This window comes from Paracoccus salsus, assembly GCF_021556615.1.
Classification (GTDB): domain Bacteria; phylum Pseudomonadota; class Alphaproteobacteria; order Rhodobacterales; family Rhodobacteraceae; genus Paracoccus; species Paracoccus salsus.
Window position 1 is genome coordinate 638,466 of record NZ_JAKGGD010000002.1, and the last position, 15,374, is coordinate 653,839.

The window sequence follows — 15,374 nt, forward strand, 5'->3', positions numbered from 1 at the left end:
CGCGTTAACCGGTTTTTCACGACTGCCGGGCCATGTTGGCTTCATGGACCCGAATCGCGCCTTCGGCGAAATGCCGCTACCCCTGTTCAGTCCCGCGCCCGATGACGTGGCGATGCCGGTCGCGATGGCGCGACCAGCCGGCAAGCAGGCGACGCCATCCTATCTGGCCGACCACCGCGCCCGACTGCGCGAACGTTTCATGCAGGGTGGCGCGGCGGCCATGCCGGATTACGAACTGCTGGAGCTGGTGCTTTTCCGGGCCATTCCCCGTCAGGATGTCAAGCCGCTGGCCCGGCGCCTGATCGATCTCTTCGGGGATTTCAACCGCGTCCTGTCCGCAAACCCCGCCCGGCTGACCGAAGTCGAGGGCGTCGGTCCGGCCGTCGTTGCCGAGTTGAAGATCATCGAGGCCGCCGCTCAGCGCCTATCGCGCGCCCGCGTCATGCATCGTCCGGTGCTGTCAAGCTGGGACGCGCTGCTGGATTATTGCCACATGGCGATGGCGCATCGCGAGATCGAACAGTTTCGCGTCCTCTATCTGGATCGCAAGAATGTCCTGATCGCCGACGAGGAACAGGGACGGGGCACGGTCGACCACGTTCCCGTCTATCCTCGCGAAATCATCAGACGCGCCCTCGAACTGAACGCCTCGGCGCTGATTCTGGTCCACAACCACCCGTCGGGCGATCCGACCCCATCCGACCAGGACATCGCCATGACCGCACGGATCGCGCAGGCCGCCGACAGCATGGGAATCACCATCCACGACCATCTGATCATCGGCAAGTGCCGCGAGCTCAGCTTCCGCTCGGAAGGGCTGCTCTGAGCGCGCATTGCCTGCCCCGCCCGGTCATCGTCCCGGGACCGGCATCAGGCAGGACCGGGCAAGAAGGCTCCCCGCAACCGTCCCGGCCACGTCCGTGGCCGGGCAGCGCGACAAAAATCCAACAGATGCGGCATTATGCGCTGGTTCGCACAGGGTTATCGGCTGGACTGACAGGGAATTGACCGTTAGAACCGCCCTCGCGAAGGCTGCGATCAGACGCGGCCCGGATTTTCGTATCGGCCGGTCCGCCGGCCCGAATTGGAGAATGACCCGTGTCCCACGCAGATGATCACGTAGGCACTCGGAGGGATTTCCTCTACTTTGCCACTGCGGGCGCAGGGACGGTGGCCGCCGGTGCCGCCGCCTGGACGCTTGTGAACCAGATGAACCCGTCCGCTGATGTTCAGGCGCTGTCGTCGATCCAGGTCGATGTCGGCGGCATCGAGACCGGAACCCAGTTGACCGTCAAATGGCTGGGCAAGCCCGTGTTCATCCGCCGCCGGACCCAGGCCGAGATCGACGAGGGTCGCGCAGTCGACCTCAACGATCTGATCGACCCGTCGGCACAGAACCCCAATCTGGGCGGCGTGGAACCGGCAACGGACGAGAACCGCACCCTGGACGAGGCCGGCGAATGGCTGGTCCAGATCGGCGTCTGCACCCATCTGGGCTGCGTGCCGATCGGCGACGGGGCCGGCGATTTCGGCGGCTGGTTCTGTCCGTGCCACGGCTCGCACTACGACACCGCCGGACGCATCCGCAGGGGCCCGGCGCCCCAGAACCTGCATATTCCCGTCGCCGAGTTCCTCGACGACACCACCATCAAGCTGGGCTGAGGAGGGCTTCGCACATGGCCGGTATTCCGCACGACCATTACGAGCCCAAATCGGGCTTCGAGCGCTGGCTGCACCGCCGCCTTCCGGTGGCCGGCATCCTTTACGACACGTTGATGATTCCAACCCCCAAGAACCTCAACTGGATGTGGATCTGGGGCGTTGTCCTGGCATTCTGCCTGGTCCTGCAGATCATCACCGGGATCGTGCTGGCGATGCACTACACGCCGCATGTCGATCTGGCATTCGCCAGCGTCGAACACATCACGCGCAACGTGAACGGTGGCTACATGCTGCGCTACCTGCATGCCAACGGCGCGTCGCTGTTCTTTGTCGCCGTCTATCTGCACATCTTCCGGGGCCTGTACTACGGCAGCTACAAGGCCCCGCGCGAAGTCACATGGATCATCGGCATGCTGATCTATCTGTGCATGATGGGCACCGCCTTCATGGGCTACGTGCTGCCCTGGGGGCAGATGTCCTTCTGGGGCGCCACGGTCATCACCGGCCTGTTCGGCGCGATCCCCGGCATCGGGCCGTCGATCCAGACCTGGCTTCTGGGCGGGCCGGCCGTGGACAACGCCACACTGAACCGCTTCTTCTCGCTGCATTACCTTCTGCCGTTCATCATCGCGGCGTTGGTGGTGGTTCATATCTGGGCCTTCCACACGACCGGCAACAACAACCCGACCGGCGTCGAGGTCCGCAGGACCAGCAAGCAAGAAGCCCAGAAGGACACCCTGCCGTTCTGGCCCTATTTCGTGATGAAGGACCTCTTCGCCCTTGGCGTGGTCCTGATCGTCTTCTTCGCGATCGTGGGCTTCATGCCCAACTATCTGGGCCATGCCGACAACTATATCGAGGCGAACCCGCTGGTGACGCCCGCCCATATCGTGCCGGAATGGTATTTCCTGCCCTTCTACGCGATCCTGCGCGCGTTCGACAGCGAGGTGTGGCTGGTCCAGCTGGTCAGCTTCCTGTCCTTCGGGATCATCGACGCCAAGTTCTTCGGCGTGATCGCGATGTTCGGCGCGATCCTGGTCATGGCGCTGGTGCCGTGGCTTGACACCAGCCGCGTGCGCTCGGGCCGCTATCGTCCGCAGTTCAAGTGGTGGTTCGGGCTGCTTTGCGTGGATTTCGTCGTCCTGATGTGGGCGGGGGCCATGCCTGCCGAGGGGATCTATCCCTATATCGCGCTGGCCGGCTCGGCCTACTGGTTCGCCTATTTCCTGGTGATCCTGCCGCTGCTGGGGGTGATCGAGAAGCCCGACCCGATGCCTGCGACGATCGAGGAAGACTACCTCGCGCATTACGACGCGCCAACGCGCATGGCCGAGTAAGGAGAGCCATCAATGACCCTGAGAACCAAGACGCTCACGGCTGTTGCGGCCCTGACCCTGTCCGCGACCGGCTTTGCGCTGGCGCAGGAGGGCTCGACCACGACGGTGCCGATGGAGCAGCCGGGCGAGGCCCAGGTCGCGCCCGATCAAGGCACGACCTTCGTCGCAACACCGGACGAGACGGTCGAACCGGCGGCGGGCGACGCGGCCGCCGAGGACGTCACGGCAGAACCTGCCCAGGAACAGTCGGCCGATCAGGCCGAAGCCGAGGCAGAATCACCACAGGACGACAGCGCCGCCGAGGACACGGGCGCCGAACAGGAAGCCGCAGCGGACGCTGAAGCCGGTGCCGACGATGAGTCGGCCGACGGTCAGACGGCCGAAGCCGAAGACGGGCAAGAGCCCGTTGACGCTGAAACCACGGACGCTGAAGCCACCGAAGCTGAAGCAACGGACGCGGAAGCCGCGGAAGCTGAAGTCGTGGACGCAGAAGTCGTGGACGCAGAAGTCGCGGCCGCCCGGGACGGCATCGAAACGGCCGACGCGGGTGACGACCATGCCGAGGAAGATCATGGTGCCGGCGATCACGCCACTGTCCATATCGAAGACATCGCGTTCAGCTTCGAGGGACCGTTTGGCAAGTATGACCAGTTCCAGCTTCAGCGCGGTTTGCAAGTCTATACCGAGGTGTGCTCGGCCTGCCACGGCATGAAGTTCGTCCCGATCCGTACCCTGCATGACGAAGGCGGGCCGGGGCTGCCCGAGGATCAGGTTCGTGCCTATGCCGCCTCGATGATCGAGATCACCGACCAGGAAACCGGCGAAGACCGTCCGCGCCTGCCGACCGACCACTTCCCGGCGGTCAGCGGCGAGGGCATGGGGCCCGACCTCTCGTTGATGGCAAAGGCCCGCGCCGGGTTCCACGGACCCTACGGCACCGGCATCAACCAGCTGCTCAGGGGCGGCGGGGGCCCGGAATACATCCACGCCCTGCTGACCGGCTATACCGGCGAGGAAATGGAGCAGGCGGGTTCGCTGTTCTATGAGAACACCGCCTTCTCATCGGGCTACATCTCGATGGCACCGCCGCTGTACGAGGATCTGGTGACCTACGAGGACGGCACCCCCGCCACGGTTGACCAGATGGCCCGTGACGTGTCGGCCTTCCTGATGTGGACCGCCGAACCGAAGATGATGGACCGCAAGATGGTCGGTTTCGTGTCGGTTCTGTTCCTGATCGTGCTGACCGCGCTGCTGTACCTGACCAACAAGCGGCTTTGGGCGCCCCACAAGGGCAAGAAACGGGAACACTGATCCCGACACGCCCGGACACCCTGAACGCGCCCCTTTTCGGGGCGCGTTCTTCGTTACTGGACAAGCCTTGTCCCGGGCGGTCAGATTGGGCCGGGAAGCAAGGGGACGCTCATGGCGATCTGGAATCTGGGCTCGATCAATATCGACCACGTCTACCGGCTGGTCCACCTGCCCCAGCCCGGAGAGACGGTTCCTTCGCAGGCCTATTCCGTCGGACTGGGCGGCAAGGGCGCCAACCAGTCCGTGGCGGCGGCGCAGGCGGGCGCGATGACCCATCACCTGGGCGCGATAGGCCGCGATGATGAATGGGTGGTGGATCGGTTGCGCGCGGCAGGCGTGTGCCCCGCCGATATCCAGCGCCTGCCGGGCGAGGTCACCGGCCATGCGGTCATCCTGGTGGACCGAGACGCGGAAAACGCCATCGTCATCCATCCCGGGGCAAACCGCGCGATTTCGGCAGAGGACCTTCGCGGCGCCCTGAAGCGGATCAAGGCCCAGGACACGCTGCTGATCCAGAATGAAACCGGTTGCCAGATCGAGGCCGCACGCATCGCACGCGCAACCGGTGCGCGGGTGATCTACTCCGCCGCGCCGTTCGATATCGACGCGGTCCGCGACGTGCTGCCGCATGTCTCGGTTCTGGCCATGAATGCGGGTGAGGCCGAACAGCTGTTCGCCGCGCTGTCTGGAGAACTGCCGGTCGAGGGATTGCTGATCACGCGTGGCGCCGAGGGGGCCGAATATCGCGATCTGCGGCGCGGGGTCACGCATCGCCAGCCGGCTTTTCGGGTGGCGCCCGTCGATACGACCGCGGCGGGCGATACCTTCGCGGGTTATTTCGCAGCCGCGCTGGACCGGGGAGACACTGTCGCAGACGCGCTTCGCCTGGCAGCCGCGGCTGCCGCACTGAAGGTAACCCGGCCAGGCGCAAGCGACGCGATCCCGACGCTGGAGGAGGTGCTGGACTTCATCCGGTCGCAGGACGCCTGACAGCCGCCGGGCGGAGTCAGCCCAGCGCGTAACCGGTCCCGCGCACCGTGCGGACCGGGTTTTCGCCGCCATTCTGCATCAGCGCCTTGCGCAGCCTGCCGACATGCACGTCGATCGTGCGGGTGTCGACATAGATGTCACGGCCCCAGACCCGGTCCAGCAACTGTTCGCGCGTCCATACGCGGCCCGGCTTTTCCATCAGGGTCGACAGCAGACGGAACTCGGTCGGGCCAAGATGCAGCGGCTGACCGGCGCGAAAGACGCGATGCTCGGCGGCATCGAGGATGATGTCGGCATAGCTGAGCCGCTCTCCCATGCTGGCAGGGCGCGTCCGGCGCAACTGCGTGCGCAGCCGGGCCATCAGCTCGACCACGGAGTAGGGCTTGACGACGTAATCGTCGGCACCGGTTTCCAGACCGCGCACACGGTCGGATTCCTCTCCGCGCGCCGACAGCATGATGATCGGGATGCCGCGCGTCGCCGGATCGGCCTTGACCTGACGGCAGACCTCGATCCCGCTGACCTTGGGCAGCATCCAGTCCAGCACCATCAGATCGGGCTGTTCTTCCTGAACCAGCAGCAGCGCGTCCTCTCCGTTGTCGGCGACGACCACCTCGAACCCTTCCGATTCGAGGTTGTACTGCAACACCTCGCGCTGCGCGCCTTCGTCCTCGACGACCAGCACGCAGGGGCTTTGACGGGACATCGGGCTTACCCTTCCGTGATTTCCGCTGTATCGGCGGGGACCGAATTGCCCTTGGGCCGCGCGTCATCCGGCATCTCGCCGGTCACCAGGTAGATCACCTGCTCGGCGATGGCCGTGGCGTGATCGCCCATGCGTTCGGTATTCTTGGCAAGAAAATGCAGATGCATGCAGGCGGTGATATTGCGCGGGTCCTCCATCATGTGGGTCAGGAACTCGCGGAACAGCGCGTTGTACATCTGGTCCACCTCAAGATCGCGCTGGCGGACATCCTCGGCCAGTTCCGCATCGCGGCGGATATAGCTGTCCAGCGCGTCCTGAAGCATCTTGCTGACCGCCACGCTCATCCGGCGCAGGGCGATGCCCGATCCTTCGATGGCGGGAAGATGAGACAGGACCGCGGTGCGCTTGGCCATGTTCTTGGCATAGTCCCCGACCCGTTCCAGCGATGCCCCGATCTTGATGACCGCCAGCACCATCCGCAGATCGGTCGCGGTCGGGGCACGCAGGGCGATCAGCCTCGCCGCATCCTCGTTGATCCGGACTTCCATCGCGTCGATGGCCTTGTCGCGACGGCGGACCTGTTCGGCCAGCTCTTCGTCGCGGTTTTCCAGCGCGGTCGCCGCGTCCGTGATCGACGCTTCGACCATGCCGCCCATCTTCACCACCTGAGCCTGGATGGTTTCCAGATCGCGGTCGAACGCCGAGGATATGTGTTTGTCGCGGTTCATCTTGCCTGGCTCCCTGCCCGTCAGCCGATCCGGCCCGAGATATAGGACTCGGTCCTTGGATCTTGCGGTTTCGTGAAGATCTCGTCGGTTTCACCGTATTCCACGAGGCTGCCCAGGTGGAAGAAGGCGGTCTTCTGGCTGACGCGCGCGGCCTGCTGCATCGAATGGGTGACGATCACGACCGAAAAGTCCTGCCGCAGGTGGTCGATCAGTTCCTCGACCTGGCCAGTCGCGATCGGGTCCAGCGCGCTGCACGGCTCGTCCATCAGCAGCATTTCAGGCGAGGTCGCGATGGCGCGGGCGATGCACAGACGCTGTTGCTGGCCGCCCGAAAGCCCGGTGCCGGGCTCTTGCAGGCGATCCTTCACCTCGTTCCACAGGGCCGCGTCACGCAGCGATCGTTCGACGATCTCGTCCAGTTCGGCGCGGTTTCGGGCAAGGCCGTGAATGCGCGGGCCGTACGAGACGTTGTCATAGATCGACTTCGGAAACGGGTTCGGCTTCTGGAACACCATGCCGACGCGCGCGCGCAGCTGGACCGGATCGATGCTGCGGTCATAGATATCCTCGCCGTCCAGCCGGATCTCGCCTTCGATACGTGCCGAGGGAATGCTGTCGTTCATCCGGTTTATGCAGCGCAGAAAAGTCGATTTCCCGCAGCCCGACGGGCCGATGAAGGCGGTGACGGTCTTGTCGAGGATATCCACATCGACATCCTTGATGGCGTGCGTTTCGCCGTACCAGACCTGCACATTTCTTGCCGATATCTTGATTTCGTCCTGGCCCACGGCATTCTCCACTCGATTCATATCGTACATCCTGGCCTCCTTTCGGCCCTCACCAGCGGCGCTCGAAGCGGCTGCGCAGGTAGATGGCGATTGCGTTCATCATCACGAGGAACCCCAGCAACACCAGGATAGCCGCCGATGTGCGGGCCACAAAGCCCCGTTCGGGGCTGTCTGCCCAGATGAAGATCTGCGTCGGCAGCGCGGTCGCGGCATCGAAGGGCGACGAGGGCGCTGCCGTCACAAAAGCGTTCATGCCGATCAGCAGCAACGGCGCGGTTTCCCCCAAGGCCTGCGCCAGACCGATGATCGTCCCGGTCAGGATGCCGGGCATGGCCAGCGGAAGGACGTGGCCGAACACCACCTGCTGCTTCGACGCGCCAACCCCCAGCGCAGCCTCGCGGATCGACGGTGGCACGGCCTTCAGCGCCGCGCGGGTCGCGATGATGATCGTCGGCAGCGTCATCAGCGACAGCGTCAGGCCGCCGACGAACGGCGCCGATCGCGGCATCCCGAACCAGCCCAGGAACACCGCCAGCGCAAGCAGGCCGAACACGACCGAAGGCACGGCCGCCAGATTGTTGATGTTGACCTCAATCACGTCGCTGAGCTTGTTCTTCGGGGCGAATTCCTCAAGATAGATCGCCGCCCCGATCCCCAGCGGGAACGAGATCAGGAAGCACACCAGCAGCGCATAGGCCGACCCGATGATCGCGCCCTTCAGGCCGGCCAGTTCGGGAAAGCGCGAATCGGCGTTGGTCAGCAGCGCCCAGTTGATCGGCAGGGTGATGCGCCCCTCGTCTTGCAGCTGCTTGAAGGCCGCGATGTCGGTGTCGTCAAGGCGTCGCAGCGCCTCGTCCGAATCGATATCGACATTGCCCTTGTTCAGTTGGTCGTAAGGGTCCGAGGTCGGAACATTGATCCGGACTGTCTGACCGATCAGCGACGGATCGTCCACGACCCTGTCGCGCACGACAAACTGCGCGGCATTCGACAGGATGCCGGCCAGCGCGCGCAGTTCGGACGGGTCGGCATCCGGGAAGGTCGTCTGCATGGCATCGCGCATGACCGTGCGATAGTTCCCGTCGGCCGGGTTGGCCGGATCGACGAGTTCGGCCGAGATCGGCACCTCGATCGCGACATGCGTCTGGCGAAACGCCTGCGCGCCACCCGAGATCAGCGTCCACAGAAGGATCGCCAGCATCAGGAAGGCAAGACCGATCGCAGCCAGGCCAAAGCCACGCAGGACAATCTCGCCGCGGCGGCGGCGGGCGAGGTTCTTGCGAAACTGTTCCGAGTTCCAGTCGTGGTTCCGCGTCGGAGAGCCGGTGGTCTGTTCGGTCATGTCGCGTCGAGCCTCAGTCATAGAGTTCACGATATTTGCGCACGACGCGCAGGGCGACGATGTTGATCATCAGGGTCACGATGAACAGCATCAGACCCAGCGCAAAGGCGGCCAGCGTCTTGGGGCTGTCGAAGGCAGTGTCGCCGATCAGCAGCGTCACGATCTGGACGGTCACGGTGGTCACGCTGTCCAGCGGATTGATGGTCATCTTGGCGATCAGCCCGGCGGCCATGACCACGATCATCGTCTCGCCGATCGCCCGGCTGATGGCCAGAAGCACGCCGCCCACGATGCCCGGGATGGCGGCGGGAAACAGCACTTTCAGCACCGTCTCGGACCGCGTGGCGCCCAGCGCCATGCTGCCATCGCGCAGACTGCGCGGGACCGCCGACAGCGCGTCGTCGGCGAAGGACGAGATGAAGGGGATCAGCATGATGGCCATGACACCACCGGCGGCAAGCGCGGTATTCGGTGCCACCGGAATGCCCAGCGCAGCCCCCCAGGCGCGGATCGCCGGCGCCACGGTCAGGATGGCGAAGAACCCGTACACCACCGTCGGAATGCCGGCCAGGATCTCCAGCAGCGGCTTCGCGATGCCGCGAAAGCCCGGGCTGGCGAATTCGTTCAGGTAGATCGCGGACATCAGCCCGACGGGAACAGAGATGGTGATCGCGACAAAGGTGATGACCAGCGTGCCCAGCAGAACCGGGATCCAGCCAAACGCGCCTTCGGCAGCGATCTGGTCGGCCCGGATCGGGATCTGCGGTTCCCAGCTTGTGCCGAACAGGAATTCGGTAATCGGCACCATCTGGAAGAACCGGATCGATTCGAAGACCAGTGACAGCACGATGCCGACGGTCACGAAGATGGCGAACAGCGAACAGGCGATCAGCAGGCCATAGATGATCCTCTCGACCGCCTGACGGGCACGGAATTCCGAGGCCACGCTGCGTCGCGTCACGAAAAGCGCTGCCGCGCTTATCAGTGCGACCACCGCCAGCAACAGCCAGCCGGCCATCGCCTGCAACGCATTCAGGCGCTCGGCGGCCTCGATCTTCCAGGGTTCCGGGGTTCCGAAGACGCGACCCCGCGCGATCGAATGGATTTCGCTCTTGATCAGTTGGACCATGCCCGTGTCGACGTTCTCGGTCGCCCCGTCCGGCAGGCCCGACATGATGATGGCGTCGATCACCGAACTTTGCAACGCAAGCCATAGCAGCGTCACGATGATCGCCGGCACCAGAACCGCAAGCGCGGCATACATCCCGTGGAACATTCCAAGAGAGTGCAGACGTTGCCCGCCGTCGCGAAGGGCCAGTGCGGCCCGCCTGTTCATCATGTAACCAGCAAGCGCTGCCGTCAGCAGCATCGCAAAGGCTATTCCCGTCATGCCGACCTCGTGGGAAGAGAGGCTCCGCCCGGACCAGTCCGGGCGGAGCGGAGGCGTTGTTACTCGGTCACTTCAAGCTTGACCGAACCGGTCGTCACGGATTCCTGCAGCTTCGCGCGCTCTTCATCGGGCAGTGCGACAAGGCCACGCTCGGCAAGATAGCCGCGGGGGCCGAGCGCGTTTTCCGACATGTATTCCTCGACGAATTCCTGGAGGTTCGGGATCACGCCACGATGGGCGTTCTTGACGTAGAAGAACAGCGGGCGCGACAGCGGATAGTCACCCGACGCAATGGTTTCCATGGCGACTTCGACACCGTTCAGCTTGACGCCCTTCAGCGTGTCGGTGTTCTCGTAGAGGAACGAGTAGCCGAAGATGCCCAATGCATTCGGATCGCTGTTCAGGCGCTGAACGATCAGGTTGTCGTTCTCGCCGGCTTCGATGAACGGGCCATCGGTCCGCATGCGCGAGCAGTTTTCGTTCACCCAATCGTCGTTTCCGGAATCCTCGGCGATCTTCTCGACTTCCTCGAGCGATTCGCATCCGGCATGCATGGCCAGTTCGACGAACGCGTCGCGGGTGCCCGAGGTCGGGGGCGGACCCAGAACAACGATCTCGGTGTCCGGCAGCGAGCCGTCGATTTCGGACCATTTCGTGTAGGGGTTCGGCACCATCGCGCCGTCCTGCGGAACCTCGGCGGCCAGCGCCAGGAAGACCTGACCCAGCGTCAGATCCCAGTCCGACTCGTTTGCGCGGCTGACGGCAATCGCAAGGCCATCGTAACCGATCATGGCCTCGCTGATATCGGTCACGCCGTTTCCGGCACACAGATCGAATTCCGATTTCTTCATGGCGCGCGAGGCGCCAGTCAGGTCGGGATGGCCTTCTCCGATTCCGCCACAGAAGATCTGCATGCCGCCGCCGGTGCCGGTCGATTCCACGATCGGTGCGGACGCGCCGGTCTGATTGGAAAATTCTTCGGCGACCGCCTGAGTATAGGGGAACACGGTCGAAGAGCCGACGATGCGGATCTGATCGCGGGCCGAAGCGGCGGTGGCCGAGGCGGCAATCACGGCAAGCGCCGAGACGGTGAACTTGATGGTGGTCATGGATCTCTCCTGAGTCATTCTGCACCCTGATCTTGGGGCTGCCCGCTGCCTATTCCCCGCAGGTGACGTTAATGCGAAAACTATGTGACGTTCTCGTGACAGCCCCCGCGCGCAGCCATTGCAGGCCAAACCGCTTGGAAACTCAAGGTTGTGCGGCCTTGCGGCGACACAATCTGCAGGTTCAAGGCGGTCGTTTGTGACAGCCGCGAACGCAGCTTTCCGGCAGATCCGGTCAGCCTATCCGCCCCCGGACCCCTCCTGTCTGGGCACGGTCCATCAGCAGATGGTCAAGGATCACACAGGCCGCCATGGCCTCGGCCACCGGCACCGCGCGGATACCGACGCAAGGATCATGCCTGCCCTTGGTGATCAGTTCGATTTCCTCGCCGTGCTGATTGATGGTCCGGCGCGGCGTGGTGATCGAACTGGTCGGCTTGACCGCGAATCGCACCACGATGTCCTGTCCGCTGGAAATGCCTCCAAGAACGCCACCCGCGTGGTTCGACAGGAACATCGGCCCGTCATTGCCCATCCGGATCTCGTCGGCATTGTCAGTACCGGTCAGCCCGGCCGCAGCCATGCCCTCGCCGATCTCGACACCCTTCACGGCGTTGATCGACATCATCGCAGCGGCCAGATCGGTGTCCAGCTTGGCATAGACCGGCGCGCCCAGGCCGGGCGGGCAACCCTCGATCAGCACTTCGATTGCCGCGCCGACGCTGTTCTGGTCCTTGCGGATCGCGTCCAGATAATCGCTCCAGGCGGCGACAGCCGAGGCATCAGGCAGAAAGAACGGGTTGTCCGGGATGGCGCGCGTGTCGAATCTCGCGCGGTTCAGGCGCATTTCGCCCATCTGCACCATGTAGCCGATGATCTTGAGTTCCGGCACAAGATGGGCCAGCACCGCCTGCGCGACGCCCCCGGCCGCGACCCGAGCCGCGGTCTCGCGCGCCGATGAGCGTCCGCCGCCTCGATAATCGCGCAGCCCGTATTTCAGGTGATAGCTGATATCGGCATGGCCCGGCCGGAAACTGGTCGCGATCTCTCCGTAATCCTTGCTGCGCTGGTCGGTGTTCTCGATCATCAGCTGGATGGGCGTTCCCGTGCTGCGGCCTTCGAAGACCCCCGAAAGGATACGAACCTGGTCGGCTTCCTTGCGCTGCGTCGTGTGCTTCGACGTGCCGGGGCGTCGGCGGTCCAGGAATTGCTGGATACCGCCCTCGTCCAGCGGGACGCCGGGCGGCACGCCGTCGACCGTCGCGCCAAGCGCAGGGCCATGGCTTTCGCCCCAGGTGGTGAACCGGAATTCGCGGCCGAAGGTATTGAAGCTCATGCGGTCTCTCCGGTCAGGGCTTTGAGTTCGTAGATCAGGTCCAGCGCCTCGCGCGGCGTCAGGCGGTCCGGATGGATGTCCCTGATCCGGGCATCCAGCCTGCTATCCGCCGGCTTCACGGGCGCGGAATGGACCGCGCGGAACAACGGCAGGTCGTCGATCAGCGCGGCAGGTCGGGCTGCGCCTTCGCGTTCGCCGCTTTCCAGAGCGTCCAGGACCTCGCGCGCGCGATCCACGACCGAACCGGGCAAGCCGGCCAGTCGCGCGACCTGGACACCATAGCTGCGATCGGCCGCGCCCTTGCGCACCTCGTGCAGGAAGATCACGTCGCCCTCCCATTCCCGCACGGCCACGGTGGCATTCTCGACCCCGTCCAGCCGGGCGCTCAGTGCCGTCATCTCGTGGTAATGGGTGGCAAACAGGGCGCGGCAGCGATTGACCGCGTGCAGATGCTCCATGACGGCCCATGCGATGGACAGCCCGTCCCAGGTCGCCGTGCCACGCCCGATCTCATCCAGGATCACCAGCGCGTGGTCGTCGGCCTGGTTGAGGATGGCGGCCGTTTCGACCATTTCGACCATGAAGGTGGACCGGCCGCGCGCCAGGTCATCAGCCGCACCGACGCGGGAAAAAAGCTGGCTGACCATGCCGATATGGGCGGCCCGAGCGGGCACGAAGGCCCCCGCCTGCGCCAGCAGCGCGATCAGCGCGTTCTGGCGCAGGAAGGTCGACTTCCCGGCCATGTTCGGCCCCGTCAGCAGCCAGATCGCCGGGGTGCTCCCGGATGTCAGGTCGCAATCATTGGCGACGAAGCTTTCGGATTTCCGCTTCAACGCGCGCTCGACGACCGGGTGCCGCCCGGCTTCGATGACAAAGGCGCGGCTGTCGTCCACGCGCGGGCGGGACCACCCCTCGCCGGTCGCGATGTCGGCGAAAGCGGTGGCCAGATCGATCTCGGCCAAGCCGCGGGCGGCCTGCCCGATCAGGGCGGCCCGGTCCAGGACGGCCGCCCTGAGGCGGTCAAAGATCCCCCGCTCGATTTCAAGCGCCCGGTCGCGGGCGTTCAGAATGCGAGTTTCCAGTTCCGACAGTTCGACCGTGGTGAAGCGGATCTGGTTGGCGGTGGTCTGGCGATGGATGAACAGGTCCGACAGCGGCGGCGCCAGCATCCGTTGCGCATGCGCCGCGGTGGTCTCGATGAAATAGCCCAAGACGTTGTTGTGCTTGATCTTCAGGCTGCCGACGCCGGCCTTCGCGGCATAGTCGGCCTGCATCGAGGCGATCACGCCACGGCCTTCGTCGCGCAGCCGGCGGGTCTGGTCCAGGTCCTCGTCATGACCGGGGGCGACGAAGCCGCCATCGCGCACCAGCAAGGGCGGCTCGGCCACCAGCGCATCATCCAGAAGATCGATCAGGGCGTCATGGCCGGTCAGATCGCCTGCCGCGTCACGCAGCAGCGCCGGGCTTTCATCGGCAAGGCGCGCTGCGATCGCGGCACCCTGGGTCAGTCCGGCGCGCATCGCGGCCAGATCGCGCGGCCCGCCGCGGTCCAGCGCAAGACGCGACAGGGCGCGGTCCATGTCGGGCACGCGGGCCAGCGCCGCGCGCAGATCCGCCGCCAGACGCGCGTCGTCGACCAGCGACGCCACCGCATCCTGCCGCGCATGAATCAGCGACAGGTCGCGCGACGGCGCGCTGATCCGGCGCTCCAGCAGGCGCGCCCCGGCCGCCGTCACGGTCCGGTCGATGGCCGCGATCAGCGATCCTTCGCGCCCGCCCGACAGCGCCTGCGTGATCTCGAGGTTGCGGCGGGTGGCGGCGTCGATCTGCATCGCGCCGCCGACCCTTTCGCGAACCGGAGGCCGCATCAGCGGCCGTTTGCCCTTCTGGGTCATCTGAAGATAGTCGACGATCGCGCCCATCGCGGACAGTTCGGCGCGACCGAAGCCGCCAAAACCGTCAAGGGTCTCGACACCGTAAAGGTCGCAAAGCCGGCGCGCGCCCGTCGCGCTGTCGAATGCGCCGGGATGCAGGCTGGTCAGCGCCGCGCCCGTATCCGCGATCAGATCGTCCAGCGCCGCACCCTCGACAGCCAGCAATTCGCGTGGCGCGAGGCGCGCCAGTTCCGGCGCAAGGCGCAACAACGGGCAGTCCATCACCTGAAACGCGCCGGTCGAGATGTCGACCCACGCCAGCGCGCCTTCGTCGCGCACGGTCGCAAAGGCGGCAAGAAAGTTGTTGCGGCGCGCCTCGAGCAGCGATTCCTCGGTCAATGTGCCGGGCGTGACAAGGCGCACCACGTCACGCGCGACCACCGATTTCGAGCCACGTTTCTTCGCCTCGGCCGGGTCTTCCATCTGCTCGGCGATGGCGACGCGAAACCCCTTGCGGATCAGCGCCAGCAGATAGGATTCCGCCGCATGGACCGGCACGCCGCACATCGGGATCGGCTGGCCCGCATGGGTGCCGCGTTTCGTCAGCGCGATGTCGAGGGCGGCGGCGGCCTGCACGGCGTCCTCGAAGAACATCTCGTAGAAATCGCCCATGCGATAGAACAGCAGCGCACCCGGATTGGCCTCCCGGATCGCCAGATACTGCGCCATCATAGGGGTGGGCTGATCGTTCATCGTGGTCCTTCGGCTGCCCTCGCCGGCGTTTCTAGCTGTCGGCGCGGG

The 15,374-nt window shown here is 65.0% G+C and carries 13 protein-coding genes; 5 read left to right on the forward strand and 8 right to left on the reverse strand.

Features of this window, described 5'->3' with window-relative positions:
- The first annotated feature begins 43 nt into the window (after positions 1 to 43).
- The 5 genes from radC to L1965_RS06350 all read left to right on the forward strand — a co-directional run bounded on the left by radC (position 44) and on the right by L1965_RS06350 (position 5,303).
- Entirely contained in the window at positions 44 to 826 is a 783-nt protein-coding gene (gene radC / locus L1965_RS06330) for a RadC family protein (protein ID WP_235755553.1), read from the forward strand.
- Positions 827 to 1,098: 272 nt separating this feature from the next.
- A complete protein-coding gene (gene petA / locus L1965_RS06335; RefSeq protein WP_235755554.1) occupies positions 1,099 to 1,662 on the forward strand; it encodes a ubiquinol-cytochrome c reductase iron-sulfur subunit in 564 nt (187 codons plus the stop codon).
- A gap of 14 nt (positions 1,663 to 1,676) precedes the next feature.
- A complete protein-coding gene (gene petB, locus L1965_RS06340; protein ID WP_235755555.1) occupies positions 1,677 to 2,999 on the forward strand; it encodes a cytochrome b in 1,323 nt (440 codons plus the stop codon).
- A 528-nt stretch (positions 3,000 to 3,527) separates the two neighbouring features.
- Positions 3,528 to 4,313 (forward strand): cytochrome c1, encoded by a 786-nt coding sequence (locus L1965_RS16110; RefSeq protein ID WP_439332061.1) that lies wholly within the window; start codon positions 3,528 to 3,530, stop codon positions 4,311 to 4,313.
- Positions 4,314 to 4,424: 111 nt separating this feature from the next.
- The gene (locus L1965_RS06350) at positions 4,425 to 5,303 is read left to right on the forward strand and encodes a ribokinase (protein ID WP_235755556.1); all 879 of its coding nucleotides are present in this window, start codon (positions 4,425 to 4,427) and stop codon (positions 5,301 to 5,303) included.
- Positions 5,304 to 5,319: 16 nt separating this feature from the next.
- On the opposite strand, the gene phoB is transcribed toward L1965_RS06350, so the two are convergent.
- The 8 genes from phoB to mutS all read right to left on the reverse strand — a co-directional run bounded on the left by phoB (position 5,320) and on the right by mutS (position 15,326).
- Positions 5,320 to 6,009 (reverse strand): phosphate regulon transcriptional regulator PhoB, encoded by a 690-nt coding sequence (gene phoB, locus L1965_RS06355; RefSeq protein WP_235755557.1) that lies wholly within the window; start codon positions 6,007 to 6,009, stop codon positions 5,320 to 5,322.
- 5 nt (positions 6,010 to 6,014) lie between these two features.
- Complete coding sequence (gene phoU, locus L1965_RS06360) at positions 6,015 to 6,737, reverse strand: phosphate signaling complex protein PhoU (RefSeq protein ID WP_235755558.1); 723 nt, start codon at positions 6,735 to 6,737, stop codon at positions 6,015 to 6,017.
- Between the two features lie 20 nt (positions 6,738 to 6,757).
- Positions 6,758 to 7,555, reverse strand: coding sequence for a phosphate ABC transporter ATP-binding protein PstB (gene pstB, locus L1965_RS06365; protein ID WP_235755559.1), 798 nt, complete (start codon positions 7,553 to 7,555; stop codon positions 6,758 to 6,760).
- A 19-nt stretch (positions 7,556 to 7,574) separates the two neighbouring features.
- A complete protein-coding gene (gene pstA, locus L1965_RS06370; RefSeq protein ID WP_235755560.1) occupies positions 7,575 to 8,867 on the reverse strand; it encodes a phosphate ABC transporter permease PstA in 1,293 nt (430 codons plus the stop codon).
- A gap of 13 nt (positions 8,868 to 8,880) precedes the next feature.
- A complete protein-coding gene (gene pstC / locus L1965_RS06375) occupies positions 8,881 to 10,257 on the reverse strand; it encodes a phosphate ABC transporter permease subunit PstC (protein ID WP_235755561.1) in 1,377 nt (458 codons plus the stop codon).
- Positions 10,258 to 10,316: 59 nt separating this feature from the next.
- Complete coding sequence (locus tag L1965_RS06380; RefSeq protein ID WP_235755562.1) at positions 10,317 to 11,366, reverse strand: PstS family phosphate ABC transporter substrate-binding protein; 1,050 nt, start codon at positions 11,364 to 11,366, stop codon at positions 10,317 to 10,319.
- Between the two features lie 232 nt (positions 11,367 to 11,598).
- A complete protein-coding gene (gene aroC / locus L1965_RS06385; protein WP_235755563.1) occupies positions 11,599 to 12,699 on the reverse strand; it encodes a chorismate synthase in 1,101 nt (366 codons plus the stop codon).
- Positions 12,696 to 15,326: a DNA mismatch repair protein MutS gene (mutS, locus tag L1965_RS06390; RefSeq protein ID WP_235755564.1), complete on the reverse strand. Its 2,631-nt coding sequence runs from the start codon at positions 15,324 to 15,326 to the stop codon at positions 12,696 to 12,698. Before mutS ends, aroC begins: the two co-directional genes overlap by 4 nt.
- Positions 15,327 to 15,374: the final 48 nt, after the last annotated feature.

Excerpts from the sequence above, each read along its gene's own strand:
- aroC (WP_235755563.1), bottom strand. The coding sequence starts at position 12,699 with ATGAGCTTCAATACCTTCGGCCGCGAATTCCGGTTCACCACCTGGGGC.
- pstA (WP_235755560.1), bottom strand. The coding sequence starts at position 8,867 with ATGACCGAACAGACCACCGGCTCTCCGACGCGGAACCACGACTGGAAC.
- petB (WP_235755555.1), top strand. The coding sequence starts at position 1,677 with ATGGCCGGTATTCCGCACGACCATTACGAGCCCAAATCGGGCTTCGAG.
- L1965_RS06350 (WP_235755556.1), top strand. The coding sequence starts at position 4,425 with ATGGCGATCTGGAATCTGGGCTCGATCAATATCGACCACGTCTACCGG.
- L1965_RS06380 (WP_235755562.1), bottom strand. The coding sequence starts at position 11,366 with ATGACCACCATCAAGTTCACCGTCTCGGCGCTTGCCGTGATTGCCGCC.
- pstC (WP_235755561.1), bottom strand. The coding sequence starts at position 10,257 with ATGACGGGAATAGCCTTTGCGATGCTGCTGACGGCAGCGCTTGCTGGT.
- mutS (WP_235755564.1), bottom strand. The coding sequence starts at position 15,326 with ATGAACGATCAGCCCACCCCTATGATGGCGCAGTATCTGGCGATCCGG.
- phoB (WP_235755557.1), bottom strand. The coding sequence starts at position 6,009 with ATGTCCCGTCAAAGCCCCTGCGTGCTGGTCGTCGAGGACGAAGGCGCG.
- phoU (WP_235755558.1), bottom strand. The coding sequence starts at position 6,737 with ATGAACCGCGACAAACACATATCCTCGGCGTTCGACCGCGATCTGGAA.
- radC (WP_235755553.1), top strand. The coding sequence starts at position 44 with ATGGACCCGAATCGCGCCTTCGGCGAAATGCCGCTACCCCTGTTCAGT.
- pstB (WP_235755559.1), bottom strand. The coding sequence starts at position 7,555 with ATGTACGATATGAATCGAGTGGAGAATGCCGTGGGCCAGGACGAAATC.